Source organism: Brachyspira aalborgi, from assembly GCF_008016455.1.
GTDB classification, from domain to species: domain Bacteria; phylum Spirochaetota; class Brachyspiria; order Brachyspirales; family Brachyspiraceae; genus Brachyspira; species Brachyspira aalborgi.
This window is the reverse complement of record NZ_SAXU01000001.1, coordinates 642,165-667,775: the sequence shown is the minus strand read 5'-3', so window position 1 is coordinate 667,775 and position 25,611 is coordinate 642,165. Positions and strand designations below refer to the sequence as shown.

The window sequence follows — 25,611 nt, the reverse complement described above, 5'->3', positions numbered from 1 at the left end:
TTATAATGAGTATATTATAGTATTAAAAAAATATGTCAATTGTTTATTTTAATTAAATAAAAAATACAAATATTTATAATTGAAAAATAATGAAAAAAGATATATATTATTTTATTATTAATATCAGGAGTATTAAATGAGCGATAACACAATTAAACATAGTTCGCCAGGAAATCTTATATCTTTAACAATAGATAAATCTTATAATATTACGGATTTAACTATAGACGAAAGCCTTTTAACTAAAGAACAGAAAGAACTTTTGGAAGAGATGTTAACTTCAAGCGTAAACGAAGCTATTTCTAAAATAAAAGAATTAAATCATAGCTCTAACGATAAAATTAAATTTGACGCTCAAGATTTAAATAAAGTTTTCGGCGACCTTGCAAAAATGTCTTCGGTTAGATTTGAAAACGGAAAGCCAATTTTAAGTTTTTCTTTAGATTCTATAAGTCCAGAGATTATGTCGAAAGTTAATAGTATGATGGACGAATTAGAGAAAGACGAAGAAGACAAAAGAGATTAATTTTGAATATAACTCCTTCTTTAGAAAAACTTACTCAAATAATATCTAGGCTTCCTGGAATCGGCGGAAGAACTGCAATGAGACTCGCTTTATATTTATTTGAAAGCGATAAAGAATATTTGGAAGAATTTTCAAAATCGTTATCGACTTTGCATGAAAATATTAAATTATGCGAAGAATGTTATTCTTTAAGCGAAAATAATATTTGTCCTATATGTTTAAGCGAAAAAAGAGATAAAAAAAAAATATGCATAGTGGAATCCTATCCCGATATATTGGCTATTGAAAAAACGGAAGAATATAACGGAATCTATCATGTTTTGGGCGGCTTGATAGAGCCGATTAAAGGAATAGGAATAAGCGATATAAGAATAAAAGAACTTGTTGGAAGAATAAACGATAATATAGACGAAATAATAATAGCTTTCAGCGCGTCTTTGGAAGCGGATACTACGGCGTCTTTTATATACAAAACTTTAAGAAATAATAATTTTAACGGAAAAATAACAAGAATAACTTATGGAATTTCTTTGGCAAGCGATATAGAAAACGCGGATTCTCGTTCTTTGGCAAGAAGTATTTTAGATAGAATCGATATGAATTAAATTTTTATTTTATAATATTGTCTATCGCTTCTTTTAAATTGCTAAATGTCGCATCGTTTATATAATATCTGTTATTGTCGTTTGAAAGCGAAACTTCATAATTATTATTTTTATTTAAAATTTCGTATAAAACAAAATCGTTGTCTGCAAATATTTCAATTTTATATAAAGCTAAATTTTTATCTAAATTTTCTCTTATCAATCCGTCCGCTTTAAAATTTGCTATCGTATATATTGGGCTATATAAATCGTCAACTTTTACGGTTGAATTATTCCAAACTTTTAACCAATTTATAGATTCCGATTTTTCTAAAGTATAATCTTTATTATTATACGAAACGGTAATTTTATTTATTTTGTCGTTTCTTATAGACGAAATAGTTTTATTTATAATATCGTCTTCGCTTTTATCGAATATATCTTTAGGATTTGAAGATAAATTTCCAAGCAAATATATATTTTTATCTTTATCGATTTGAGCGTAAACATTATTTCCGAGCGTGGCTTTCATTCCGAATTTTATATTTCTTAATTCTTTTAAAGAATTGTCTATAGCTATAACGGTTAATAATTCTTCTTCTAAAAGTTTGTATTTTTCTTTATCGTCTTCGCCTCTTGAAATTATCTCAACGGGCTTAATCAAATTAAGAGCGTTTGTCATACTTTCGATAATATCCGAATCGGCAATATATTCTTCGTTTAAAATCCATTTTCCTTCGTTTAATTTTATAGATAAAGTTTCGTTTGTTCCTCTATTAATTTTTATTTCGCTTATATTGGAATTAATAGCTTTTAAAGTCGGAAGCGAATAACCTCTATTTTTTAATAATATAGTTAATACTAAAATAACCGCAAGAATTACTATTATTGACGAAAGAATCGCGTATTTTTTATTTATATTAGACATTAAATAATATCTCCTTTTTTTATTAAATAAATTAAAATTATAAAATTAATTAATTTAATATACTATGAATAATGAAAATTGTAAAGTATTATTTATATGATTTTTTAATTTTTTAATTTCGTAAAAATATAGTAATCTTGGGGGCTTTGTCTGAAGTAATTTACTTTTAATAAAATTCATTTATTAATGAGACTAAATTTCTAAAATTAACTTTCTTACTTAAATGTGGATTGCCACGCCCCACTCTGTTCGGTTCGCAATGACAAAGATAAGGAAAAAATTGTCAATTTATTATAAAAAGAATAAAATTTATTATTATGAATTTATTTCTAATTTATATCTAAAATTCCATTATTTTCTTCATTTTACATCTAAATTATAAAAAATTTAAAAAATATCATATAATCTTATTGACTTTATATAAAATATATGTTATTTTTATAATATATAAAATATAAAATTAATGAGGTGAAAAGATGAATGCATCAATTATGATTATTATCACCTCTGTTGTAGTCGGTATTGTTTTAGGATATTTAATCCGCTTTGTAATGGCGAAGATGGACGCTAACTCTGCGGAATTAAGAAAACATAAAATAATTCAAGAGGCAAAAGAAAAAGCCGAGAGCGAAAGAAAACATGCGATATCTTCGGCTAATTCTGAAATACAGAAAGAGAGGCATAAATTAGAAAATGAAAACAGAGATAGAAGAGCTGAGATTCAAAAATTGGAAAACAGAGTGCTACAACGAGAGGCAAATATAGACAAAAAATCTCAATATTTGGAAGATAAAGAACGCAATATTGAGAATAAAATGAAACAAATAAAAGAAAAAGAGGAAAAATTAGAAAGAATAATAGAAGAAGAGAGAAAAGAGTTAGAAAAAATATCGGGCTTTTCCGCAGAAGAAGCTAAAAACGCTTTAATTAAAGGCATAGAAGAAGACGCTAAAAAATCTGCGGCAAAAATAGTCGATAATATAGAAAAAAACGCTATAGAAACGGGAGAAAGAAAAGCGAGAGAGATTATCGTTCAAACTATTCAAAGAATTTCAAGCGATGTAACTCAAGAGACTTCTGTTACTTCAGTTTCTTTGCCAAGCGAAGAGATGAAAGGAAGAATAATCGGAAGAGAGGGCAGAAATATAAGAATGCTTGAAACTTTAACGGGAGTGGATATTATTATAGACGATACTCCCGAAGCGGTTGTAATTTCATGCTTTGACCCTGTGAGAAAACATATAGCTAAAGTTTCGTTGGAAAAACTTATTTTAGATGGAAGAATACATCCTGCAAGAATAGAAGAAGTCGTTGAGAAGACGAGAAAAGAAGTTGAAGATTCTATTATAAGCGCGGGAGAAAATGCTATTGCAGATTTAAATCTTACGGCTATGCATCATGAGTTAGTTAGACATATGGGAAGATTGCAATATAGAACGAGCTATGGACAGAATATGCTTCTTCATAGCAAAGAGGTTGCAAATATTGCGGCTATGATAGCGGCTGAAATTGGAGCGGATGTAGAAATGGCAAAGAGAGGCGCTTTTTTGCATGATATTGGAAAGGCAATAGAAGTTGAAGGCGAAGGCTCTCATGCAATGTCTGGAGCTGATTTGGCTAAAAGATGCGGAGAGAAAGAAGAGATAGTCAACTCTATAAGAGCGCATCATAACGATGTTGGAACTCAAACGGTTGAAGCGGTTATAGTTAAGGCTGCGGATGCGATAAGCGCCGCAAGACCTGGAGCTAGAATGGAGTCTTTTGAAAATTATATTAAAAGATTGGATAATTTGGAAAAGATAGCGGACAGTATAGACGGAGTTGAAAAATCTTTCGCGATTCAGGCGGGTAGAGAATTAAGAGTTATGGCTAAAAGCGATATAGTCGATGACGCTCAAGCAAAACAGATAGCGAGAGATATAGCGAAAAGAATTGAAGACGAATTAAAATATCCAGGTGTAATAAGGGTTACTGTTATAAGAGAGACGAGAGCGGTTGAAGTAGCTAGGTAATCTTTTATTATTATAAAATTTATAGGATAAAGGTTTTAAATATGTCTGTAAAAAATATATTATGTCTTGGAGATATTATAGGAATCACGGGACGATATGCCGTTAGAAGGCATTTGGAAGAGATAAAATTAGAACATGATATAGATTTTGTAATAGCTAACGGAGAGAACGCCGCCAACGGTATAGGAATTACTAGAGATACGGCGGCGGAATTATTTAATTCGGGCGTAAATGTTTTAACTTCGGGAAATCATATTTGGAATAATAGAGATGTTTTCGCTTTAATAGGATTTGAAAATAGATTATTGCGTCCTTATAATTATCCTAACGAATCGCCTGGATTAGGTTATTATATTTACGATATATTCGACTGCAAAATTGGAGTAATAAATCTTATGGGCAGAACTTTTATGGACGCTTTAGATTGCCCATTTAAAAAATCGAATATCGCTATTAAACATATTAAAGAAAAAACGAATATTATATTTATAGATTTTCATGCGGAAGCGACAGCCGAAAAAATAGCTTTTTCTTATTATTTGGAAGGACAGGTTAGCTGCATATTTGGAACTCATACTCATGTTCAAACCGCCGATGAAAAAATATTATCTTCTTTCACCGCTTATATTTCCGATTTGGGAATGTGCGGAAGCTATGATTCGGTTATAGGAATGAAAAAAGAAGCCGCAGTTTCAAGATTCGTTTCTAAAATCCCGCATAGATTTGAGGTTGAAACTACTTCGCCTATGATTAACGGAATTATAGTGCAAGTCGATATAGATTCGGGAAGAGCATTATCTATAAAGAGAATAAATACCGTTTATTATAATGACGAAGTTGAAAGACTTTAAAAGTAATACGGAGCGTTAATTATGAAAAAATCCGTTCTTATAATGGCGGGAGGAATAGGAGAAAGACTTTGGCCATTAAGCAGAGAAAATAAACCTAAACAATTTTTAAGAATCGGAGATAATAAATCTTTAATAGAAAAAACTATATCGAGAGCTTTAAAAATAACTAACGAAGAAAATATTTTTATCATAACGGGAATAAGATATAAAAATGCTTTTAATAAATATATACCAAGTTTTAAAGAAGAAAATATAATATACGAACCTTTAGGACGCGACACGGCGGCGGCGGTTACTTTAGGCGTTTTAACAATAAAAGAAAGAATCGGTAATTCAATTATAGCTATACTTCCCGCGGACCCTATTATAAAAGAAGAAGATTTATTTACAAAAACTTTAGAAGAAGCGGTTGAGGTTACTTCAAAAACTAAAAAAACCGTCATTATAGGAATTAAACCAAACAGAGCGGAAACGGGATACGGCTATATCAAATTGATAGATAATATTAAAGATAACGAGTTTAAAGTTGAAAGATTTGTAGAGAAACCTAATTTAGAAAACGCTAAAAAATTTTTGGAAGACGGAAATTATTTATGGAACAGCGGAATGTTTATTTGGGATATAGAAAGCGTTTTAGAAGCGGTAAAATCTTTAATGCCAGACACTTATAATAAAGTTATCGAGGCTTTTAATAATATAAGAAATAAAGAAAAATTGCATTTGGCAAAAGGAATATTTGCAAAAATAGAAAAAATATCTTTCGACTTTGGAATTATGGAAAAATTAAAAGATATTATTTGCATAAAAGCCGAATTTTTTTGGGACGATTTAGGAGCTTTTTCGGCTCTTGGAAGAATATATAAAAAAGATAAAGATAATAATGTTATTATAGGAAACGCTTATATTAAAGAATCTAAAAATAATATAATAATAAACGATGATAAAGATTTTATAACCGTTGACGGAATAAACAATTTAACTATAGTAAAATCTAACGGAGCGCTTTTAATATATTCTGATAATAAAGATTCAAAAATAAAAGAAATATTAAAAGATATAAGAGAAAAAGAAGAATTAAAAGATAACAGAAAATTTTTATAATTACTTTTCTTTATAAAATAATTTTCATTAAGTTTTTTTAATTCTTTTAATTTTTTCTAATTTCTTTTTATCTTCTTTAGCTTTTTGATTATTTTCAATTAATTTGCCATTGATTAAAACATTTTTCATTTCGATTTTATCGTTATAAATTATTTCCCCTGGTTTAAACTCGCCTTTAAATTCCGCATTTTCAAATTTCATTTTCTTAAAAAATACGGCGTTTCTAAAATCAATATCTTTTTCTACAATTATATTTTGAAAAGTAAAATCGTCTCTAAAAACGGCATTTAAAAAATTTAAATTATCTTTAAAATGAATATGATTAAATTCAAATTTTCCGTTTATACGAGTATTTGAAAAATCGGCTTTGCAATTAATTTTTGTATTATATGTAATAAGAGAATCGAAATTGCTTAAAGAAAAATTTAAATCCATCGATATATTTGAATTTTTTATTATTATTTCTTTTTTAATATCGGATAATGTTATAAATAATCCCGAATCAAAATTAGCGTCCGTAAAATCAAAAGAAGCGGTTAAATCTCTATTTTTTATTTGAAAAGGTCCCGCAAAATTAGAATTTCTAAAAATCATTTCGGCGTCTTTTTCAATTTTTAATTCTTCTAAACTAAATCCATCGTAGCTAATCATATAAGAAAAATTATAAAATCCTCTGTATATATCGTCTCTTATAATTTTTCTAAATATATTATTCGGTTTATCTTTTCCATTATGATGAATTATGCAAAAACCGTCTTTATATTCTTCTCTGTCGCAGTTTTGAGTATTTGAAATTTTTTGTTTGCAAATCTGTGGCATAATTAAAACATAAAACTTAATCCAAAATCATGCGAAATATTATTCTTATTAAAATTATCGAATACGATTGCATAATCTAATCTAAATAAATCGACATATAAGGATAAGCCTAAAGAAACTCCTTTATTTCCAACTCCGAGTCTTCCTAAAATTCCGCTTGGCAATTTTGTTAAATGTCTTTTTTGCATAGCGTTAGGTTCGTCAAGCGCGCTTTCGGGCAAATCGTCATAATCTATATTTGAATTGAATAAACCTAATTTATTAAAATTTATTATTATAGCTTCTAATCCAATCGCTACTCTATGACTTATCGAAGGAACTGAAATATCATATTCTAAAGAAACGGCGAAACTTGAATCTTCTTTTGCATAAGCTATAGAAGTTATTATATCCGTGTCTATTGCCGCAAATACTTTATCGTAAAATCCGAAATTTTTTATTCCAACTCCAATTTTAAATGAGGGATTAAATATTGATTGCATATAAGATAAATCTAAAAATCCTCCAAATATATTTTCTTTATCAAAATTATTTATAACGGCTTTAATATTCGCTCCAAAAAAAGAATTTTCATTTATCATATAAGCCGCTCCTATATTTATTAAATAATTTCCATTATATATATCTTTATCTCTTATTCCCGAATTATTATAAGTTTTTATTTTATTAATTTCAGAAGCGAAACCTATTCCAATTGCGTAAATATTATCCGTATGAGAATAAGAACCGTTAAATAAATATTCGTCTTTAAAATTTGGAGATAAAGTATAATTTAAATTAATAGAATCTCTAATTAAAGACATTAAAGAAGAAGAATTAATAAATATAACAGAAGAATCTTTTCCCGTTAAAAATCCCGAATCCATAATTCCTCTATTTCTCGCGCTTGTCGAATTTAAAATCGATAAAGAATGTTTTGAATAAATATTATCCGAAAATAATATATATGAAAAAGATAAAAAAATTATAATTAAAATGAAAACTTTTTTTAATATTGCAATACACATAAGCTACTCTGATAAATATTATTTTAATTATATCATAATAAATTGAATATGTTAATACTCTAAATACTTGATATTTTATAAAAAAATTATTATAATTTACTTTAATCAATAATAAAAATAAGTTTAAGGAAAATAAATATGGATAAGAAAATTATTAAAACTCATAAAGCTCCGCAGGCTATAGGACCTTATTCTCAAGCTATTAAAAGCGGTAATTTTATTTTTGCTTCAGGGCAAATACCTTTGGACCCAGTAAGCGGCAATATGGCGGAAAACGATATTAAAAAGCAAACCGAAAGAGTTATGGAAAATATTAAAGGGCTTTTGGAATCGGAAAATCTTAATTTGTCTAATATTATTAAAACTACATGTTATTTAAGCGATATGTCGAATTTTGCCGCATTTAATGAAGTTTACGGTTCTTATTTTACGGAAAATCCGCCTGCAAGAAGCACGGTTGCCGTAAAGTCGCTGCCGAAAGACGCTTTGGTTGAAGTTGAAATAACGGCGGTAATAGGTTAAAAGAATTATATAAGCCATGCATAATGAAAATTATTCATGGTTTTTATTTTATTAAAATTAAAGAGAGATAATATGAGAGTTTATTTATCCTATTTTATAAAAGGAATGGCAATAGGAATAGCTAACGCAATACCAGGAGTGTCGGGAGGAACTATAGCTTTTGTTCTTGGAATTTACGAAAAATTAACTTATTCAATATCGACTTTGCCTATTGCATTAATTAAATTAAAATGGAAAGATATAATTGAAAGTTTAAAAATATTAATTCCTACTTTTTTGGGAGCAGCCGTTTCGATATTTTTATTTTTAAATATTATTAATTATTTATTTTCAAATTATCCCGTTCCGACTAAAATATTTTTTGTCGGACTCGTGTTAGGTTCTTTTCCGTTTATAACGAAAACCGTTGAAGAATATAATTTTAAAGTATTTTTTGCATTCTTTTTAGGCGCTTTTATAATGGCTATATTCGTTTATTTCGATATTAATAAGCCTATGGGAGAGGCTACTTATTCGGGAAATTTTTCTGTTTTTTACGGAATAAAATTATTCTTTTGCGGAATAGCTGCGGCAATTGCGATGGTAATTCCTGGAATATCTGGCTCTCTTCTTTTATTGATATTGGGAGAATATGAGAATATTTCTTATTTTGTTTCGACTTTAAAATCTAATTTTAATAATGTTTATCCTTTAATATTTTTAGGAATAGGAGTTATTATTGGAATATTCGCTATATCAAAATTAATAACGATTCTTATTCAAAAATACAGGTCGACTCTTTTTGGTTTCGTATTGGGTATTTTGGTAGTTTCTTTTTTAAGTCTTTGGCCAAATATAACTTCTTTAAGTGTTCCTATGTTAATAGCTACCGTTTTATCAATGTGCATGGGTTTTCTTGTGGCAATTATTATGGAAAAAGTCTAATATTTTATTTTATAATATACCTAAATTTTATATAATTTCATTCCGAATATATATAGTAATGAAAAAGGGTGAACTAATATGCATAGAATAAAATTTAATAAAGCAAGATTATTTTTAATATTTAGTTTAATATTATTTATTTCTGCAGGATTTTTATATTCTCAAACTTCAACTAATGCCGAAGTTTCTTTTACGAATTTACCTAATTCTAAAAGATTAGCAAGCAAGATTTCCATAAAACCTATAAACGAAGATTCTTTATATGTGGAATGGGAAGGCATATATCATCCTAATTTAACTTATTATGTTTATAGAAGCAATAATCCTATATTATCTCGTCCGCTTTTAAGCACGGCTACAATTATAGGTTCGGTTAAAGCTACTAATAGTTTTAATTCATATTCTATGTTAGACATATTGCCAGGATACGGAAAATATTATTATGCAGTTATATCTTATGTTGATAATATAGGTTTTTATACGGCAGATTCTGATGTAGATACGGTATCTTTTGAATTTAAGGACCCTAATGCGATTAATACAAATATTATTATGACTAATACAAATACTATGATAATTGTGGCGACTAATGATTTGAATACGGCTACAAATTTTATATCTCACACAAATTATTATGAGCAAACTAATTATTATAATCAAACGAATTATTATAATTTTACAAACTATTATAATACGACTGAAATATATTTAAAACCAAATACAAATAATATTTCAAATAACGCTATTAAAAATAAAAAATTGGAAGATGAAAGCAAAACAAGTTTAGAATATACAAACGAGACTTTAATCGATTTAAGCGAAAATTCTTTTGAAACGCCAGCTACTAATACAGCGAACGAATTTCAAATAGAATATGACGAGTATATGAGCGAATATAATAAAGCTTTAGCTCAATTTAAGTTGGGTAATTATTCTACGGTAATTACTTTACTTAAACCTGTTTCGACAAAAAATGTTAATAGAGATTTATATTATAATATTAATTTACTGCTTGGAAAAGCTTATAAATATGCAAAGCAAAAACAAAACGCATTGACGGTATTTAGACGAATACAGTCGATTAATCATGAAGAGGTTAGTTTTTGGGTTAATCAGGTGTTAAGCGATTTATAATTGGAGAAGATATTATGAAGATTTATTCAGCAATTTTAGCGTCCGTTATTACTATAGTCGCCATTTTGGGCGCGGTTTTTATAACAAAGGCTTCCTCTTTATCTTCGCCTGAAAGATATTTTCAAAAAGGTAAGAGATATTATGAAATGGGCAATTATGACGAAGCTATAAATAATTTGAACGAATATTTATCTATAGAAACAAAATTAAGACCTTTAGAAAATGTGGCTCAATCTTATTTTTTGGTTGCCGATTCTCTAAAAAAACAAAAAAAATATCATTTGGCTAAAGAAAGGCTTACCGACATTATAGATAATCCCGAATTTATAAGTTATTCTACAAACGCTATAATGGTTTATGCGGATATAGCGAGATTGGAAAACGCTTTTGACGATTATATAACGCCGAAATTACAGAATAATTTAAGAGCTAAAGATAAAGATATTGCAGCCACTATGAATATGGAATATGGTTATCAATTATTTTTTCAAAAAAAATACGGAGAGGCTTTAAGTTATTTTTTAAGAGCGAACGGAGAGCTTGCAGTATTGGGAAGAGCGAGAGTTTATTTTAGTATGAATGATTATGACAGAGCTTTTGAAATATACGAAGATTTTTTACAATATTATAAAACGAGTATTTATTATAACGAGGTTACGAGAACATATTTAATACAAGTTCCAGCAAGAGCGCATAGATTCTTTTTAGATAGAAATTATACAAAAGCGAGAATGTATTATAATAAAATAGCGACTCTATTCCCAAGAACAAAATACGAAGAAGACGCTTTATTTAGAATAGGACAATCTTATTATAACGAAAAAAATTACGACAGAGCTATAGAATATTATAATAGAGTGAGATATAATAATGTCGACACTTTAGACGCGGAAGCTTTGCTTTATATAGGATTGTCATATTTCAAAGTTGGACGATATAACGATTCTTATAAAACTTTGGATTCTTTCGTTTCTCAATATCCGAATAATGCGAATGTTCCAAGGGCAAAAGAATATATGGCAGCTTTACAGGAAACCTTATTAACTTTGAATTAAAAGTTTAAAATTTAGATTAATTAAAGATTTATTATTTCTTATTTTTATTTAAAGTTAATTTTTCAAATAAAACGAGAATCCAAAAAAATATATAATCAAAATAGAGAAATATTCTAAATATATTTTTCTTTAGATAAAATATTTCTTCTTTATTTGATTCAAGTATATCTCTATTTGGAGATTCCGTTTTTCCTGCAAAACCGTCTAAAGGTCTTGAAACGGGAACGCATAATTTTACTTTTAAATTTTCTTTATTATCCGAAAACCAATATAAAGATTTTTTAAAAGGCATATATATTAAAAGCATATTTGGGTCTATCTTTTTTAATCCTATAAACGCTTTTTCTAATTCTGTTTTATTTTTTGTATTTTCAAAACTTCCAATATTAGTTATATTAGGATATATTTTTTTTATCTTTTCTAAAATAGAAAAAAAGTATTTCTCTTCGTTTCCGAATAAAAACATAGACATTTTTTTCTTATCCATATAGGACAATATATTTGAAAAAAATATAAAATCTTTCATATATTCTAATTTTTCTTTATGGATAAAATTATAACCTTTGGCTATAGTATGATGAGAGGCTATAACTAAAGAAGCATTATTTACAGTTTCTTTTAATTTTTTATTAGAACGAACTCTTAATAATTGATGAATATCTAAAGTGACTATTAAAGCGTTTTCTTTATTTTTTAATCTCTCTAAAATATCTTCAAAATTATTATTAAAATTGTCTATTCTAACGCCTAAAATTGATTTGCTTTCCATTCCTTCCATCATAAATATAAAACCATAGTCTTTAAAATTATAATTATATAGCGAGAGTTCTGCATAACTCCAAATCTACAGGGTCTATTTTTGGCACTTTTTTAACGGCATCCGCTAAAGAAGTATAAGTATATTCTCCTTTCCAAATTCCAACCGCTACATTTGTTTTTCCTTCTAATAAAGCTTTAACTGCGATATATCCAAATCTTGCCGCCATTAATCTTTCTCTTGAAGTAGGCGAGCCTCCTCTTTGCATATGTCCTAATATAGTGACTCTAGTATCAAATCCCGTTTTTCCTTCTATACTTTTAGCCGTTTCCATAGCTCCGCCAGATTCATCTCCTTCGGCGACAACTATTATAGAAGATTTTTTACCTCTCTTTTTAGCAAGTTGTAATTCTTCTACAATTTTGTCTAAATCGGTTGGAGTTTCAGGTATAAGTATATCTTCCGCTCCAGAAGCGATTCCAACTTCCAAAGCTATATATCCTGCATGTCTTCCCATAACTTCAACTACAAAACATCTTCCATGACTTGTAGCCGTATCTCTTAATTTATCTATCGCTTCCATAGCGACATTAACAGCCGTATCGTATCCTATAGTATAATCAGTTCCGTATATATCGTTATCTATAGTTCCAGGGATTCCTATTATAGGAAATTCAGGATGATGACTTGCAAAATCTAAAGCGCCTTTATAAGTTCCGTCTCCGCCTATAACTACCAAAGCCTCAATTCCATGATAACGCATATTATCTGCCGCTTTTTTCATTCCTTCTTCGGTTTGGAATTCGGGCGACCTTGCCGAAAATAATATAGTTCCGCCATGATTTATTATTCCGCCAACGCTTCCTGGATTCATTTCATATACATTATTATACATAAGACCTTGATAGCCTTCTCTTATTCCTACAACTTCAAGTCCGTTTGCTATAGCGGTTCTAACAACGCTTCTTATTGCGGGATTCATTCCCGAAGCGTCTCCTCCGCTAGTTAATATTCCTATTCTTTTTATTTCAGCCATATTGAAATAACTCCTTTTAAGTATATAATTTATATAATTAATGATATAATATATCAAATTTATTGCCTATATTATATATTAATTCTTAAAGAATTGATATAGTAAAAAATATAAAATTATGACAGAAAATAGAGAATATACGGAAATTATTAATATTATCGAAAATAAAAGATGGGATAAATTAAAATATTCATTAGCCGATATGCATGCGGCGGAAATAGTAGATATAATTCGCATACTCGACAACGATAAAAATAAAAGCATATTATTTAGATTATTATCTACAGAAAAAGCGGCGGATGTTTTTTCAGAATTGGATTCAAGCGAACAGGAAGCTTTAATATCTTCAATGAACGATAATCAATTAATGGAACTTATTCATGAAATGAGTCCCGATGATAGAACTTCTTTATTTGAGGAATTGCCAAGCGATATTACAAAAAATATTTTTTCTTTAATGAAAGAAACCGATTTAAATATTACAAGGCAATTATTGGGTTATCCCGAAGATAGCGTTGGAAGAATAATGACGCCAGAATATATAGATGTTAAGCCCGATTTTACAATTAAACAAACTTTAGAATATATTAGAGAGTTCGGCAAAGATTCTGAAACTTTTGAAGTTATTTATGTAGTAGGTAAAAACGATATATTATTAGGATATATTTTATTAAAAGATTTATTATTTGCAAAAAATGAAGAAGCTAAAATAAAAGATTTAATGCATACGGATATTATATATTTGTCGGTTTATTCGGACCAAGAGGAAGCGGTAAAAGTTGGCAGAAAATACGATTTGCTTTATATTCCCGTAGTCGATTCTAAAAACGCATTAATTGGAATAGTAACGATAGACGATATTTTTGATATCGCGGAAGAAGAGGATACTGAAGACTTTCATAAACTTGGAGCTATAAGCGTAGACGATGATTTTTCAGGAAATATTAAACAGGCTGGAATATTTACTTTATATAAAAAAAGAATTGTTTGGCTTTTTATACTTGTATTTATTAATATAATTTCGGGATATTTTATCGGTTTATTTGAAGCGACTATAAGCAAATATGTTTCTCTTATTTTCTTTTTGCCTTTATTAATAGACAGCGCGGGAAATGCGGGCGCGCAATCTTCAACTTTAATAATAAGAAGTTTATCGGTTGGCGATGTAAAAAAGAGCGATTGGCTTTTTATGTTAGGAAAAGAAATATTAATATCGGCGGCTTTGGGTTTAACTATGGGTTTAACAGTTTCTTTGCTTGCGATTTTTAGAGGCGGATTTATTATAGCTTTTGTCGTTTCTTTATCTATGGTATTAGTCGTTATAATAGGAAGTTTAATAGGTTTATGTTTGCCGTTTATATTTATAAAATTAAAGAAAGACCCGACTACGAGCAGCGTTCCTTTAGTCGCTTCAATTTGCGATATTAGCGGAACTTCTATTTATTTATTTTTAGCTACGATTATTTTATCGAAATTTGGAAATTAATAATATAATTATTATAAGTAATAATTTCAATAAAAAACCGAGCCTTTAATTAAAAAGAACTCGGTTTTATTTTCAAGTAAATATTTTTTATGATAAATTAAAAGCGTTTATTATTAGCGATAATAAAAATTAATTATTTCTATTATCAATCTAATAATAGATATAATAGGTATAGTAGTAAATGTTATATTTAATATTATCTTTACTCCTATTTTTTTATCATAATCAATATTTCTTTTGCGTCTCCTATAAGCGTCATGTCGTCTCTTCATTATGCATCACCTCCCCTCTATCCAAATTTAAATGAAGTCTTTCAGTTAAAAAAGAATAGCGAGGGTGAGCGATAATTCCAAAAATTAGAATTAACACTGTAGTCAGTAAAGTATGTATTTTGATTACATAGATATCAAGAACTAGGCAACAGGAAGATTTGATTGACATATTTATTAATTACCCCTTTTCAAATTTAATGCGCTATAGTGTTTGCTGTCCGAAGCAGTTCTTAAAGATATTGAGGATATAGTTTCAGTGGTAAAGTCATATATTACATTGAAAGAGTCTAAAGAATTAGGAGATGGTTTAGTAATAGTATATTCTCCACCATACGATGTGCCAACATAATTAAGATTTTGGACGGTTGTGATATTGGGATAATTTAACCAATTTGTTACAGTAATCTCATAGTCTAAACCGTTTCCATTAATGGGATAAACTTTTCCAGATATTTTGCAAGAACCGTCTATATTATGTGTGACGGTATGTGCTGAACCCGTGTTAGTATTACCACCATCATAATAGCTTCCAGCTGGCGGATGATTACGATTTTGAACTACTAAACCTTCATCGACTCCTCCTCCCGTTTTGTCGTCATTTTTGCAACTTATCGCAAACAGGATAATAAACGATAAGAGCATAATAATAATTTGTTTAGATTTCATTGTGAAATCCTCCTTTAAAAAATTTTTATTTATAACTAAACAAGGATTTTTTATTTTCCTTGATAAGTTATCGAAAGTAAATTTGATTGAAGTTAAAAAAGTTTTAACTAAATTATGCAATAAAATTGAGACACTTAAAAATTTAAATGCCTTTAAAAATTTAGATATATAAAATTTAAAATTATTATTTAAAAGACAATTATGGCTTTGCTTTGCTTTGCTTTGCTTTGCTTTGCTTTGCTTTGCTTAACAAAATTACAGTATTTTTATTCATTTTTTTATAATCCATTATTTATTTAACTATAAATATAATTAAAATATAACATAGATTAAAAAATTTGTCAAGCATTTAATTAAAAAAAATTTAATTCTATGATATGTAAAATATACGAAAATTCTTTATTTAATATGTTTAATATATAAATCTTTTAACTACTTTACTTAAAACCGTTTATACTATAATATTTATAACAATCATTATATAAAAGGATAAAATACTATGAAAAATATCATTTCAAAAATTATTTGTTTATTAATATTTTTATTTGCAGGAGATAATTTATTTTGCGCCGTTTTGGTAGATAGAGCGACTCCAATAGGCGAGAATAATAGCAGATATAATTACGAGGCTATAACCGTTTCGTTTAATCAACAAATGGTAAATCTGCAAACTATAAAAGAAATAACTAATCAATATTTTAGTTTTAATATAGATATAAAAGGTTCTTATAGATGGCTTTCGGTTAATACTTTGGCTTTCTATCCTTCGGAAACTTTGCCCGATAATACAAAAATAGCGATAACTCTAAAAAAAGGAATTAAGAGCGAGGTTAGCGGAGAAGTTTTGGCAAACGATTATACTTGGGAATTTAACACTATAAGACCGATAAGAGTAAAAAGCTCTCCTTACAACGAGCAATGGGATGTAGCGACAGATGTAAATATAGTCGTTTATTATAATATGCCTATTTATTTGCAAAGCGCAAAAGAAAAAATTACATTGATTAGCGAAAGCGAAGAGTATTTTAATTACAATATAGATTTCGATATAAGATACGCTACGACTAACGATTTGAGATATTGGGAAATAGACGAATACGATTTGAGGCAGGTTTTGGTAATAACTCCTAAAGAAAAATTTGATAAAAACGAAGCGGTAGTCGTTCATATAGATTCTGGACTTGCCGCTATTGACGGAGATTTGGGAAGCGCCGAACATTATAGTTTTCATTTCCATACTCATGATAATTTTTATTTAAGCGAAAAAAATAGAGAGCAAACTTTAAGCGCGTCTTATTCTCCTGAACCTCCTAAAATTTCTTTTTCTACTAGAGTTAATTGGGCAGATTTGATAAGAAATATTGAAATAACTCCTCAAATTCAACTTCCGTCCGAAGAAGATTTGGAAGACGAAACTTGGAGTAGAAAAGATTTTTCATTATATAGTTTAAGATTTAATCCTAATATTAAATATTCTATAAAAATAAAAGAAAGCCTTAAAGATATTTACGGGCAGACTTTGGGAAAAGAAGAAACTATTATTTTAAATGTTACCGATTATAATCCGAGAGTTTCTATTCCTTCTGGCATGGGAATAGTGGAAGCCTATGAAGGAGTAAGATTTCCAATCGAGGTTATAAATCCTAATCCTATAACCGTGCAGAGTAGATATGTTGATAAAAATAATATAATTCCATTTTTATTGATTAATGGAGGAGTTTATAGATACGATAATTCTACAGAATTCAAAAATTATACGAATATGCATAAAAATTTATTAGGCTATGATTCTAAATCTACTTTTGAAGCTAATGTTCCAAGAAATAGATATATTACAACGCCTTTATATTTAACAAATTATATGAATAATAAAAAATACGGTTTTTTGTCTTTGAACTTTAACGCTTTAGTCGGTTATGATAATTATACTTATAAATCTTCTTCACAGATTCAGATAACAAGTATGGGAGTTACGGGAAAATTTTCGGGCGATTCCAACACAATTTTTGTAACCGATTTAAGAACGGGAAATCCTGTCGCTAACGCTCAAGTTGAAATAAGAGACGATTTTAATAAAATTTTGGCTACCGCTACTACCGATGAAAACGGAATAGCGAATACCGAAGGTTTTAGAGCTTTAAATATTAAAAGAACGAGCAGATGGGATACGCCGAGACAATGGGCTATAGTAACAAAAGGCGAGGATATTTCGTTCATAAATAGCGACTTTGGAACGGGAATATCTCCTTGGCGAATGGATGTAAATTATGATTATTATCAAGAAGATAAAAATTATAATGGCGCTATGTTTAGCGAAAGAGGACTCTATAAACCAGGAGAAGATGTCCATATAAAAGGAGTAGTGCGCGAAAATAAAATTGGAAATTGGCAAATTCCAACCGATTTGAGCAACGCTATATTTACAGTTGACAATTCGAGAGGAGACGAGATACTTAAAGGAAATGTCGAGATAAACGAATTTGGTTCTTATTTAATAGATTTTACTCTTCCCGTTGACGCTCCTACGGGATATTATAATGTTTCTGTTTCTTTTACAAACGGTTCTACAAACGATTATAATTTATTTAGTTTGAGTCAAAGTTTTAGAGTTGAAGAATATAAGGCTTTAGAATTTGAATCGAGACTTTGGGTTGAAGATAAAAAATATTTTTTGGGCGACACTATGCCTATAAAAATGTCGGGTTGGTATTTATTTGGCGAGCCTATGATTTCAAATACGATTGATTATAATATTTCAATGAGAGAGACTTTCTTTATTCCTCCAAATAATGCGGGATTTAGATTTACAAAATTAAGTTGGTATGAAGACGAATATTACAGCGATTATTATTCTACTTTGTCTACGGGAACGGGAGCTTTGGATAATAAAGGAGAATATCTTTATAATCCTAAAATTGACGCGAGTCGTTCTATTCATTCGGCAAATCTTATGATAGAAGCTACAATAACGGGAGAAGATTCGCAAAAAGTAAGTTCAAGTAAAAATGTTTTAGTTCATGGAAGCGATTTTTATATAGGAATAAGAAGGCAAGGATATTTTCTTGAAACCGACAAAAAAACTCAATTAGATTTTATAGCGGTTGACCCTGAAGGAAATAGACTCAAAGGCAAAAAAATTGAAATTCAAATTATAAGAAGACATTGGGAATCGGTAAGAAAAGCTATAACGGGAGGAAGATTTCAATGGGAATCAAAACAGATAGACGATATTATAGAAACAAAAACTATAACTACGGGAATTAATCCTGTCGCTTTCGCTTTTACGCCTAAAAATTCGGGATTATATATAATAACGGCGAGAGCGAAAGATTCCGCAAACAGAGAAGTCGCAGCGGACGAATATATGTATGTTATAGGAAAAGATTACGCGGCTTGGGCTATGTTTGACGATGATTTGCTCGAGCTTATAACGGAAAAAGAGGAATATGTACCTGGTGAAACCGCTCGTATAATGGTAAAATCTCCTTATGAAAACGCTACCGCTTTAGTTACGGTTGAAAGAGAATTCGTTATCGATAGTTATGTCACAAATATAGAAGGAAGCGCCGCTTTAATAGAAGTTCCGATTAAAAAAGAATATTTGCCTAATATTTATGTCGGAGTTTCTTTGGTTAAAGGTAGAGTTGAAGACGAATCTTATACAAATTATGCGACTGACGAAGGAAAGCCTTCATTTAAAATAGGATATGCGGGACTTTCCGTATCGCCAAGAGAAAAAGAGCTTAATGTAAAAATAACAAAATCGCATGAAAGCAGAGAACCTGGCGATGAGATGAGCGTAGATTTATATGTCGAAACTAAAGAAGGGCAGGCTATTGAAACTGAAATTATGTTAAGCGTAGTCGATTTGGGAGTTTTAAATTTAATCGGATATAGAACGCCAAATTGGTTTAATACTTTTTATGGAGCGAGACCTTTAAGTGTGGCGAGCGCGGATACGAGAATTCATTTGATAGGGCAGAGAAATTATGGAGAGAAAGGCGATATTCCAGGCGGAGACGGAATAGCGGAAAGCTCAAAGCTTATGAAAGCCGCCGCCGATATGGGAATGGATATATTCAGCATAAGAAAAAATTTCTTAAGCACGGCATTTTATCAAGGAAGAGTAAAAACGGATACGGACGGAAAAGCAAAAGTTACTTTTAATTTGCCCGATAATATTACATCTTTTAGAATAATGGCTTCGGCTATAAATAAAGACGGATATTTTGGAGCTTCGGACGATGTCGTTATAGTTAAAAAGAATTTGATGCTTATGCCGACTTTACCCGAATTTGCTTATGTGGAAGATAAATTTAAAGCAGGAAGTTTAATTTATAATTATTCAAACGAAGATTTGGAAATTGAAATTCAAGCGGTTGGCTCGAATGTAAATATAGAAAACGCCATTCAAAAAATAAATGTCCCTAAAGGAGGAAACGCGGATATAAGATTTGATATTATAGCTACAAATAGAGGCGAGGCTAAAATTACGATTCTTGCAAAAGGCGGAGAATATAGCGATGCGGTTGAAAAAACTTTTGAAGTTAATACTCCTATGACTACAGAATCTGTCGCTATGTTTTCAAGTATGACTAACGACAATTTAAATATTGGTTTAAGAATTCCAGGTAATTCTGAAGTTTATTCGGGAGCGGGAAATTTGGATGTTTATATGTCGCCAAGCGCGTTCAGCGAATTAACGGGCGGTTTGGAATATTTAATAAATTATCCTTATCTTTGTTTGGAGCAGCAGCTTTCGAGAATCTATCCTATAATAGTAAGCAAAAGGCTAATTGTAGATATGAAACTTACGGATAAAACCGAAAAAGAATTAGATAATATGGTTGAAGATTTTCTTAAAAATATGCCTTCATATCAAACGGCGGATGGCGGATTTGCATATTGGACTAGCAAAACTTGGGTTTCTCCATGGCTTACCGCTTACGCTACGGAAACTATGATAAAGGCTAAAAAAGAAGGCTATAAAATAGATGAAAAATCTTTAAATTTGGCTTTAGAATATCTTAATCATTATGCGAAAAGCGGAAAAGCAGAAAAGCCAAATTTTTGGGATGACGAATATATTAATTTGTCTTCTATAGCTTATATTTCTTCGGTTCTTTCAGAAGGCGGATACGATTCTATTGAGGTTAGAGCGATAATAGATAGATTATATCCTCAAATAAATAATATTCCTTTTTACGGACAGGTTCAATTAATGCGAGCAATGTATTATAATAAATACGGAAATGTCGCGCTTAATAGAGTTCGTCAGTATGTATTAAACGCTTTAAAAGAAGATTCTACAACGGCGCATTATGAACTTGAAGATAAATATTCTAATTTATATTGGATTCATTCTTCGGCGGTTAGAGATACTTCTGTAGCTTTAGGTTCTTTAATTGAAATCGGATACGATAATCCTATAAACGAGAAAGTGGTTCGTTGGCTAATTCAAACGAGAAAAAACGGAAGATATTTAAATACGCAGGATAATGTAGCTGCCTATTCTTCAATGAATATATATTTCAAAAAATACGAAAGTGTTAATCCTAATTTCAAAGCGGAGTTTATATATCAGAGCAAAACTTTATTATCCGAAACTTTTTCAGATAGAACGAATCCGAGCGTTATTAAATCTTATTCGCTTTCAGAATTTGACGGAGAGAGATTTAGTAATGCCAATTCAAAAAATGCTAACGCTACAATAGCAAGAAATGGAGAAGGAAGACTATATTATGGAGTTAGATTGAAATACGCTCCGAGAGATTTAGCCGTTAATAGAGATGCGGGAATAAAAGTAGAAAGATATTATGAAACCAAAGACGGAAAAAGATTAGACTTAAATAAAGACACTTTCAAGCAAGGCGAAGAATATATTGTCACAGTTAAAATTACCGCTCCTTATGAGAGAAGATTTGTAATTGCCGATATTCCTATAGCGGGCGGAATGAGAATATTAAATTCTAATTTTGAAACCGAGAGCAAAGAGATAAAAGATATAACGGGAAATTATAGCGACAGATGGTGGGGCGGATTTAATCATACGGAAAACTATAAAGATAAAGTTTTATTATTTGCCGATATACTAGATAAAGGCGAGCATGTTTATAAGTATGTTGTAAGAGCGGCTACTCCAGGAGAATATTTGCTTCCTGCGACTAAAGCGGAAGAGATGTATAATCCCGATATATTTGGTTATGACGGACAGCATAAAATTATTATAGAAGATAGATAATAAATTTTAAGCAATAATTAAGGCGGGAATTATGTATTTATAGTTTCTGCCTTTTATTTATTTTAGAGAAAACTTTGTCTCAAAAAGGATTTTGTTTTGTAGCCGTTGGCAATCCGTATTCATAAAAACTATTTCTAATTTTTACTCTTGCCTTACCGCTTTGAGAAGTTAGAGGAATTCCAACATATATTTTATTATCTTCAAGTTTGCTAATTCGCATAATGTTCTCCTAAAAGATTTTCAAAATAGTTTAAAATTTTGGAATTTAATATTTTTGATTTTGAAGCCTTAATAAAGTCTTTCTCTAATATTTTAAATTTATTATAATCAATCATAATATCGCAATTTCCAAAATAATAAGGCACTGTTTTAATATTTTGCTTGAAAACATCGACATAACAATAAAGGCTATATTTTGACTTTGGAACATAAACGGCATTTGCGCAGTCTTTTTTAATAAAAGTTTTTGAACGGCGAAGGGCGTTAATATCTCTCATTGTATAAAACATAGCGACTTTATCCGACACGCGATTTTTATTTGGGTATTTGTCAATATATTTTGAGATAAAATCAAAATCATTTAAACAAAATATTTTATTGTCTATGGTTTTAAAATTATAATTTTTAATAAAATCATAGTTTATGCCTTTTTCGTTTTTCTCGTATAAAGCGATTATTATAGGGAAAAATCCTAAAGAATAAGGACAAAAAATTTGAGAGCTAATAATAATGGAATCTATAAGTTTATAATTTGAAAAGAATTTTTTTAATATTTTAAAATTTGCATTTTTTATAAGATAAGACAGAGGATGCAAGATGCAAATATAATCGGCTTTTAATTCGTTAAATGAAAGTAAAAAACTCATTCCTAAATCTCGGCATTTAAGATTTAAATCAACCTCATAATTTTTATTTTTAATATGATTTTGAACTATTGAAGTTTTATCGTTATAAGGCGGATTTCCTATTATAATAAGTTTGTCAGAATTATCGATTTTAAAGTTTTTTCTAATAACATTTATAAGCGAATTCTTATGCAAAAACAAAGGCGGATTTTTATAATTTATAAATTTTTCTTTAGCTATTTTCAAAGCCTTTTTATCAATATCTACTCCGATTTTCTTTTTAAAATCTAAATTATTATATTTTTTAGAATTCTGCAAAAAATTTCCGTATCCGCAAGAACTGTCAAGTAAAACAAAATCATTTAAATTTAATTTATTCTTTACTAAATAATTTAAGAGCATTTTATATACAATTTCTACAATATAATCTGGTGTGTAAAAGCTGCCTAAATTTATAGTTTGAGATTTATTTAAATGGTTTTGCATTAATTTTTACCTAAAAACAAAAATAAAATTATTGATAAATATAAAATATATAAAAAATATAATAAGTCAAGCCTTTAATAAAGTTGAAATTTTTTACGGTAATATCTCTGTGAAAGCGGTTATAGATTATTTCAGCGAGTATAAAAACGAAAGAAAAGATATAATGGTTATTATAGGATTAAAAATCTATACGATATTTTATTTTATTTTTACTTTACTCTTGCTTTTATTTTTATTTGACGATTTTGTATTTTTTAATTGATTTATTCTCTCTCTTATCTCAATAGCCTTTTCAAATTCCAAATTATTTGAAGCAATTTTCATTTCTTTTTCAAGCTCTTTTATATAATTTGCGCTTTGCTTTTCAGGGTCAATTTTTAATTTTTCGTTAAATCTTCTAAAGTCAAAATGAATTTCGTAAGAAGTTTCAACTTTTTCTTCTCTCTCTATTATATCTTGAACTTTCTTTACTATAGTTTTTGGCGTTATATTATGTTCTTTATTATATTCAATTTGTTTTTCTCTTCTTCTGTTAGTTTCGTCTATAGCCATTCTCATAGCTTCGCTTATAGTGTCGGCAAACATTATAACTCTTCCGTTAGAATTTCTTGCCGCTCTTCCTATAGTTTGTATAAGAGTTGTAGTATTTCTTAAAAATCCCGTTTTATCCGCGTCTAGTATTAATATTAAAGAAACTTCTGGAACATCTAATCCTTCTCTTAAAAGATTTATTCCAACCAAAACATCAAAAGCTCCGAGCCGTAAATCTCTTATTATTTCCACTCTTTCAACCGTATGAATGTCCGAATGCAAATATCGAGTTCTTATATCATGTTCGTTTAAATATTTAGTTAAATCTTCCGCCATTTTTTTAGTTAGAGTCGTTATAAAAATTCTTTCGTTTCTTTCTACTACTTTTTTTATCTCTTCGATTATTTTATCAATCTGTCCTTCAATCGGATAAACTTCTATAATTGGGTCCAAAAGTCCCGTTGGTCTTATTATCTGCTCTACAACTTGCGAACTTTTTTTAATTTCGTATTCGGAAGGAGTCGCACTTATATATATAATGTCGTTTGTCAAATTTTCAAATTCTTCAAAATATAAAGGGCGATTATCTAAAGCCGAAGGAAGTCTAAATCCGTATTTTACTAAAGTCTCTTTTCTGCTTCTGTCTCCATGATACATTCCTTTTATTTGCGGAACGCTTACATGCGATTCGTCTATAACGGTTAAAAAATCTTCAGGAAAATAATCAATCAAACAAGCGGGACGCTCTCCTTCGTTTCTGCCCGATAAAGGACGAGAATAATTTTCTATTCCCGCGCAATAACCGACTTCTTTAAGCATTTCCAAATCGTATTTTGTTCTTCCGTAAATTCTTTCGGCTTCTACAAGTTTGCCTTCGTCTTGAAATTTTTTATATTGTTCTTCAAGCTCTTTTTCTATAAGTTTTATTCCTCTGTTTAATTTATCGCCTCCCGTAACAAAATGTTTTGCAGGATATATAACGACTCTGTCTTGTTCGGATATTTTTTTTCTTGTTAAAGCGTTTATTTTTACTATCTTCTCAACCGTATCTCCGAAAAAATCTATTCTTATAACTTCATCGGCATAAGCGCTCATTATCTCCAAAGTGTCGCCTATAACTTTAAATTTCGCTCTCTCTAATATATCTCTTGTTCTTTCGTATTGTATAGTTACAAGTTTTTCAATAATTTCATCTCTGTCGTATTCTTCGTCTTTTTCTACGGCTATATATAATTGTCTATAATCTTCGGGAGAGCCTAATCCGTATATGCATGAAACTGAAGCGACTATTATAACATCTCTTCTTTCAAGCAAAGAGGTTGTGGCTTTTAGTCTCAATCTGTCAATTTCGTCATTAACGGAAGCGTCTTTATCGATATACAAATCTCTTGCAGGAACATAAGCTTCGGGTTGATAATAATCGTAATATGAAACAAAATATTCAACCGCATTACTTGGGAAAAAATCTTTAAGCTCTCTGTAAAGTTGCGCCGCCAAAGTTTTATTATGCGAGAGAACGAGAGTAGGGCGATTTACTTTTTCTATAACATTTGCAATAGTGAAAGTTTTTCCGCTTGCAGTCACTCCGAGCAATGTTTGATATTTATTTTTATTTTCAATTCCTTTTACCAAATTTTCTATAGCTTGACTTTGGTCGCCCGAAGGTTTAAAACTTGATTCTATTTTAAATTTATTCATAATATAAAATGCGATAATCTCTAAATATTAAAATTAATTAGTAAAGTTTATAATATAAATCTTTTAAAGTAAATAATATAAATTTCGATTTAATAAAAATATTATAAAAATTATAATAATTTTAGTATAG

Annotated in this window: 21 protein-coding genes; 11 read left to right on the top strand and 10 right to left on the bottom strand. The window is 29.4% G+C overall.

Going from position 1 to position 25,611, the window contains the following annotated elements:
- Positions 1–136: 136 nt before the first annotated feature.
- Together EPJ79_RS03040 and recR are read left to right on the top strand one after the other, a co-directional pair.
- Positions 137–526, top strand: a complete 390-nt coding sequence (locus EPJ79_RS03040; protein ID WP_147525765.1) for a YbaB/EbfC family nucleoid-associated protein — start codon at positions 137–139, stop codon at positions 524–526.
- Between the two features lie 2 nt (positions 527–528).
- Positions 529–1,131 carry a recombination mediator RecR gene (recR, locus tag EPJ79_RS03035; RefSeq protein ID WP_147738396.1) on the top strand — a complete coding sequence of 201 codons (603 nt, stop codon included), beginning with the start codon at positions 529–531 and terminating at the stop codon, positions 1,129–1,131.
- Positions 1,132–1,135: 4 nt separating this feature from the next.
- Here recR and EPJ79_RS03030 read toward each other — a convergent pair whose 3' ends face one another.
- Positions 1,136–2,038 carry a DUF4340 domain-containing protein gene (locus EPJ79_RS03030; protein ID WP_147738395.1) on the bottom strand — a complete coding sequence of 301 codons (903 nt, stop codon included), beginning with the start codon at positions 2,036–2,038 and terminating at the stop codon, positions 1,136–1,138.
- Positions 2,039–2,514: 476 nt separating this feature from the next.
- Here EPJ79_RS03030 and rny point away from each other — a divergent pair, with 476 nt between their 5' ends.
- Genes rny through EPJ79_RS03015 form a run of 3 tightly spaced genes read left to right on the top strand, consistent with a single transcriptional unit; the run spans position 2,515 to position 6,002 of the window.
- Positions 2,515–4,050 (top strand): ribonuclease Y, encoded by a 1,536-nt coding sequence (rny, locus tag EPJ79_RS03025; protein ID WP_147528152.1) that lies wholly within the window; start codon positions 2,515–2,517, stop codon positions 4,048–4,050.
- Positions 4,051–4,091: 41 nt separating this feature from the next.
- Entirely contained in the window at positions 4,092–4,901 is an 810-nt protein-coding gene (locus EPJ79_RS03020) for a TIGR00282 family metallophosphoesterase (RefSeq protein ID WP_147559880.1), read from the top strand.
- A 21-nt stretch (positions 4,902–4,922) separates the two neighbouring features.
- Positions 4,923–6,002 carry a mannose-1-phosphate guanylyltransferase gene (locus tag EPJ79_RS03015; RefSeq protein ID WP_147738394.1) on the top strand — a complete coding sequence of 360 codons (1,080 nt, stop codon included), beginning with the start codon at positions 4,923–4,925 and terminating at the stop codon, positions 6,000–6,002.
- Between the two features lie 27 nt (positions 6,003–6,029).
- Here EPJ79_RS03015 and EPJ79_RS03010 read toward each other — a convergent pair whose 3' ends face one another.
- Both EPJ79_RS03010 and EPJ79_RS03005 read right to left on the bottom strand, forming a co-directional pair.
- A complete protein-coding gene (locus EPJ79_RS03010; RefSeq protein WP_147738393.1) occupies positions 6,030–6,821 on the bottom strand; it encodes a hypothetical protein in 792 nt (263 codons plus the stop codon).
- A gap of 2 nt (positions 6,822–6,823) precedes the next feature.
- On the bottom strand, positions 6,824–7,816 hold the full coding sequence (locus EPJ79_RS03005) for a hypothetical protein (protein WP_147739593.1): 993 nt from the start codon (positions 7,814–7,816) through the stop codon (positions 6,824–6,826).
- 150 nt (positions 7,817–7,966) lie between these two features.
- Here EPJ79_RS03005 and EPJ79_RS03000 point away from each other — a divergent pair, with 150 nt between their 5' ends.
- The 4 genes from EPJ79_RS03000 to EPJ79_RS02985 all read left to right on the top strand — a co-directional run bounded on the left by EPJ79_RS03000 (position 7,967) and on the right by EPJ79_RS02985 (position 11,463).
- Positions 7,967–8,350: a RidA family protein gene (locus EPJ79_RS03000; RefSeq protein WP_021959472.1), complete on the top strand. Its 384-nt coding sequence runs from the start codon at positions 7,967–7,969 to the stop codon at positions 8,348–8,350.
- A 72-nt stretch (positions 8,351–8,422) separates the two neighbouring features.
- Complete coding sequence (locus EPJ79_RS02995; RefSeq protein WP_147738392.1) at positions 8,423–9,274, top strand: DUF368 domain-containing protein; 852 nt, start codon at positions 8,423–8,425, stop codon at positions 9,272–9,274.
- Between the two features lie 78 nt (positions 9,275–9,352).
- Positions 9,353–10,408 carry a tetratricopeptide repeat protein gene (locus EPJ79_RS02990; RefSeq protein WP_147738391.1) on the top strand — a complete coding sequence of 352 codons (1,056 nt, stop codon included), beginning with the start codon at positions 9,353–9,355 and terminating at the stop codon, positions 10,406–10,408.
- Positions 10,409–10,422: 14 nt separating this feature from the next.
- Complete coding sequence (locus EPJ79_RS02985) at positions 10,423–11,463, top strand: tetratricopeptide repeat protein (RefSeq protein ID WP_147738390.1); 1,041 nt, start codon at positions 10,423–10,425, stop codon at positions 11,461–11,463.
- A gap of 31 nt (positions 11,464–11,494) precedes the next feature.
- On the opposite strand, the gene EPJ79_RS02980 is transcribed toward EPJ79_RS02985, so the two are convergent.
- On the bottom strand, positions 11,495–12,244 hold the full coding sequence (locus EPJ79_RS02980) for a WecB/TagA/CpsF family glycosyltransferase (RefSeq protein ID WP_244289055.1): 750 nt from the start codon (positions 12,242–12,244) through the stop codon (positions 11,495–11,497).
- A 31-nt stretch (positions 12,245–12,275) separates the two neighbouring features.
- A complete protein-coding gene (gene pfkA, locus EPJ79_RS02975) occupies positions 12,276–13,256 on the bottom strand; it encodes a 6-phosphofructokinase (RefSeq protein WP_021959467.1) in 981 nt (326 codons plus the stop codon).
- A gap of 118 nt (positions 13,257–13,374) precedes the next feature.
- Here pfkA and mgtE point away from each other — a divergent pair, with 118 nt between their 5' ends.
- Positions 13,375–14,742 carry a magnesium transporter gene (gene mgtE / locus EPJ79_RS02970; RefSeq protein WP_147738389.1) on the top strand — a complete coding sequence of 456 codons (1,368 nt, stop codon included), beginning with the start codon at positions 13,375–13,377 and terminating at the stop codon, positions 14,740–14,742.
- Between the two features lie 113 nt (positions 14,743–14,855).
- Here the strand turns inward: mgtE and EPJ79_RS11495 are convergent, their stop codons facing one another.
- Both EPJ79_RS11495 and EPJ79_RS02965 read right to left on the bottom strand, forming a co-directional pair.
- The gene (locus tag EPJ79_RS11495; RefSeq protein ID WP_158634344.1) at positions 14,856–15,014 is read right to left on the bottom strand and encodes a hypothetical protein; all 159 of its coding nucleotides are present in this window, start codon (positions 15,012–15,014) and stop codon (positions 14,856–14,858) included.
- A 174-nt stretch (positions 15,015–15,188) separates the two neighbouring features.
- The gene (locus EPJ79_RS02965) at positions 15,189–15,680 is read right to left on the bottom strand and encodes a hypothetical protein (protein ID WP_147738388.1); all 492 of its coding nucleotides are present in this window, start codon (positions 15,678–15,680) and stop codon (positions 15,189–15,191) included.
- A 499-nt stretch (positions 15,681–16,179) separates the two neighbouring features.
- On the opposite strand from EPJ79_RS02965, the gene EPJ79_RS02960 reads away from it, so the two are divergent.
- Complete coding sequence (locus EPJ79_RS02960; protein ID WP_147738387.1) at positions 16,180–21,921, top strand: Ig-like domain-containing alpha-2-macroglobulin family protein; 5,742 nt, start codon at positions 16,180–16,182, stop codon at positions 21,919–21,921.
- Positions 21,922–22,000: 79 nt separating this feature from the next.
- On the opposite strand, the gene EPJ79_RS11645 is transcribed toward EPJ79_RS02960, so the two are convergent.
- The 3 genes from EPJ79_RS11645 to uvrB form a co-directional block, all read right to left on the bottom strand.
- Complete coding sequence (locus tag EPJ79_RS11645) at positions 22,001–22,141, bottom strand: hypothetical protein (protein WP_167497311.1); 141 nt, start codon at positions 22,139–22,141, stop codon at positions 22,001–22,003.
- Positions 22,131–23,252: a DNA methyltransferase family protein gene (locus EPJ79_RS02955; RefSeq protein ID WP_147738386.1), complete on the bottom strand. Its 1,122-nt coding sequence runs from the start codon at positions 23,250–23,252 to the stop codon at positions 22,131–22,133. The genes EPJ79_RS11645 and EPJ79_RS02955 overlap by 11 nt, the downstream gene beginning before the upstream one ends.
- Before the next feature lie 198 nt (positions 23,253–23,450).
- Positions 23,451–25,481, bottom strand: a complete 2,031-nt coding sequence (gene uvrB / locus EPJ79_RS02950; protein WP_147738385.1) for an excinuclease ABC subunit UvrB — start codon at positions 25,479–25,481, stop codon at positions 23,451–23,453.
- Positions 25,482–25,611: the final 130 nt, after the last annotated feature.

What these genes read in the sequence shown, in the direction of transcription:
- EPJ79_RS03000 (WP_021959472.1), top strand. Translation starts at nt 7,967, where the DNA reads ATGGATAAGAAAATTATTAAAACTCATAAAGCTCCGCAGGCTATAGGA.
- EPJ79_RS03010 (WP_147738393.1), bottom strand. Translation starts at nt 6,821, where the DNA reads ATGCCACAGATTTGCAAACAAAAAATTTCAAATACTCAAAACTGCGAC.
- EPJ79_RS02990 (WP_147738391.1), top strand. Translation starts at nt 9,353, where the DNA reads ATGCATAGAATAAAATTTAATAAAGCAAGATTATTTTTAATATTTAGT.
- EPJ79_RS02980 (WP_244289055.1), bottom strand. Translation starts at nt 12,244, where the DNA reads ATGATGGAAGGAATGGAAAGCAAATCAATTTTAGGCGTTAGAATAGAC.
- EPJ79_RS02965 (WP_147738388.1), bottom strand. Translation starts at nt 15,680, where the DNA reads ATGAAATCTAAACAAATTATTATTATGCTCTTATCGTTTATTATCCTG.
- EPJ79_RS02995 (WP_147738392.1), top strand. Translation starts at nt 8,423, where the DNA reads ATGAGAGTTTATTTATCCTATTTTATAAAAGGAATGGCAATAGGAATA.
- EPJ79_RS03030 (WP_147738395.1), bottom strand. Translation starts at nt 2,038, where the DNA reads ATGTCTAATATAAATAAAAAATACGCGATTCTTTCGTCAATAATAGTA.
- EPJ79_RS02955 (WP_147738386.1), bottom strand. Translation starts at nt 23,252, where the DNA reads ATGCAAAACCATTTAAATAAATCTCAAACTATAAATTTAGGCAGCTTT.
- uvrB (WP_147738385.1), bottom strand. Translation starts at nt 25,481, where the DNA reads ATGAATAAATTTAAAATAGAATCAAGTTTTAAACCTTCGGGCGACCAA.
- EPJ79_RS03015 (WP_147738394.1), top strand. Translation starts at nt 4,923, where the DNA reads ATGAAAAAATCCGTTCTTATAATGGCGGGAGGAATAGGAGAAAGACTT.
- EPJ79_RS02985 (WP_147738390.1), top strand. Translation starts at nt 10,423, where the DNA reads ATGAAGATTTATTCAGCAATTTTAGCGTCCGTTATTACTATAGTCGCC.
- EPJ79_RS11495 (WP_158634344.1), bottom strand. Translation starts at nt 15,014, where the DNA reads ATGAAGAGACGACATGACGCTTATAGGAGACGCAAAAGAAATATTGAT.
- EPJ79_RS03020 (WP_147559880.1), top strand. Translation starts at nt 4,092, where the DNA reads ATGTCTGTAAAAAATATATTATGTCTTGGAGATATTATAGGAATCACG.
- EPJ79_RS03040 (WP_147525765.1), top strand. Translation starts at nt 137, where the DNA reads ATGAGCGATAACACAATTAAACATAGTTCGCCAGGAAATCTTATATCT.
- EPJ79_RS11645 (WP_167497311.1), bottom strand. Translation starts at nt 22,141, where the DNA reads ATGCGAATTAGCAAACTTGAAGATAATAAAATATATGTTGGAATTCCT.
- EPJ79_RS02960 (WP_147738387.1), top strand. Translation starts at nt 16,180, where the DNA reads ATGAAAAATATCATTTCAAAAATTATTTGTTTATTAATATTTTTATTT.
- mgtE (WP_147738389.1), top strand. Translation starts at nt 13,375, where the DNA reads ATGACAGAAAATAGAGAATATACGGAAATTATTAATATTATCGAAAAT.
- pfkA (WP_021959467.1), bottom strand. Translation starts at nt 13,256, where the DNA reads ATGGCTGAAATAAAAAGAATAGGAATATTAACTAGCGGAGGAGACGCT.
- rny (WP_147528152.1), top strand. Translation starts at nt 2,515, where the DNA reads ATGAATGCATCAATTATGATTATTATCACCTCTGTTGTAGTCGGTATT.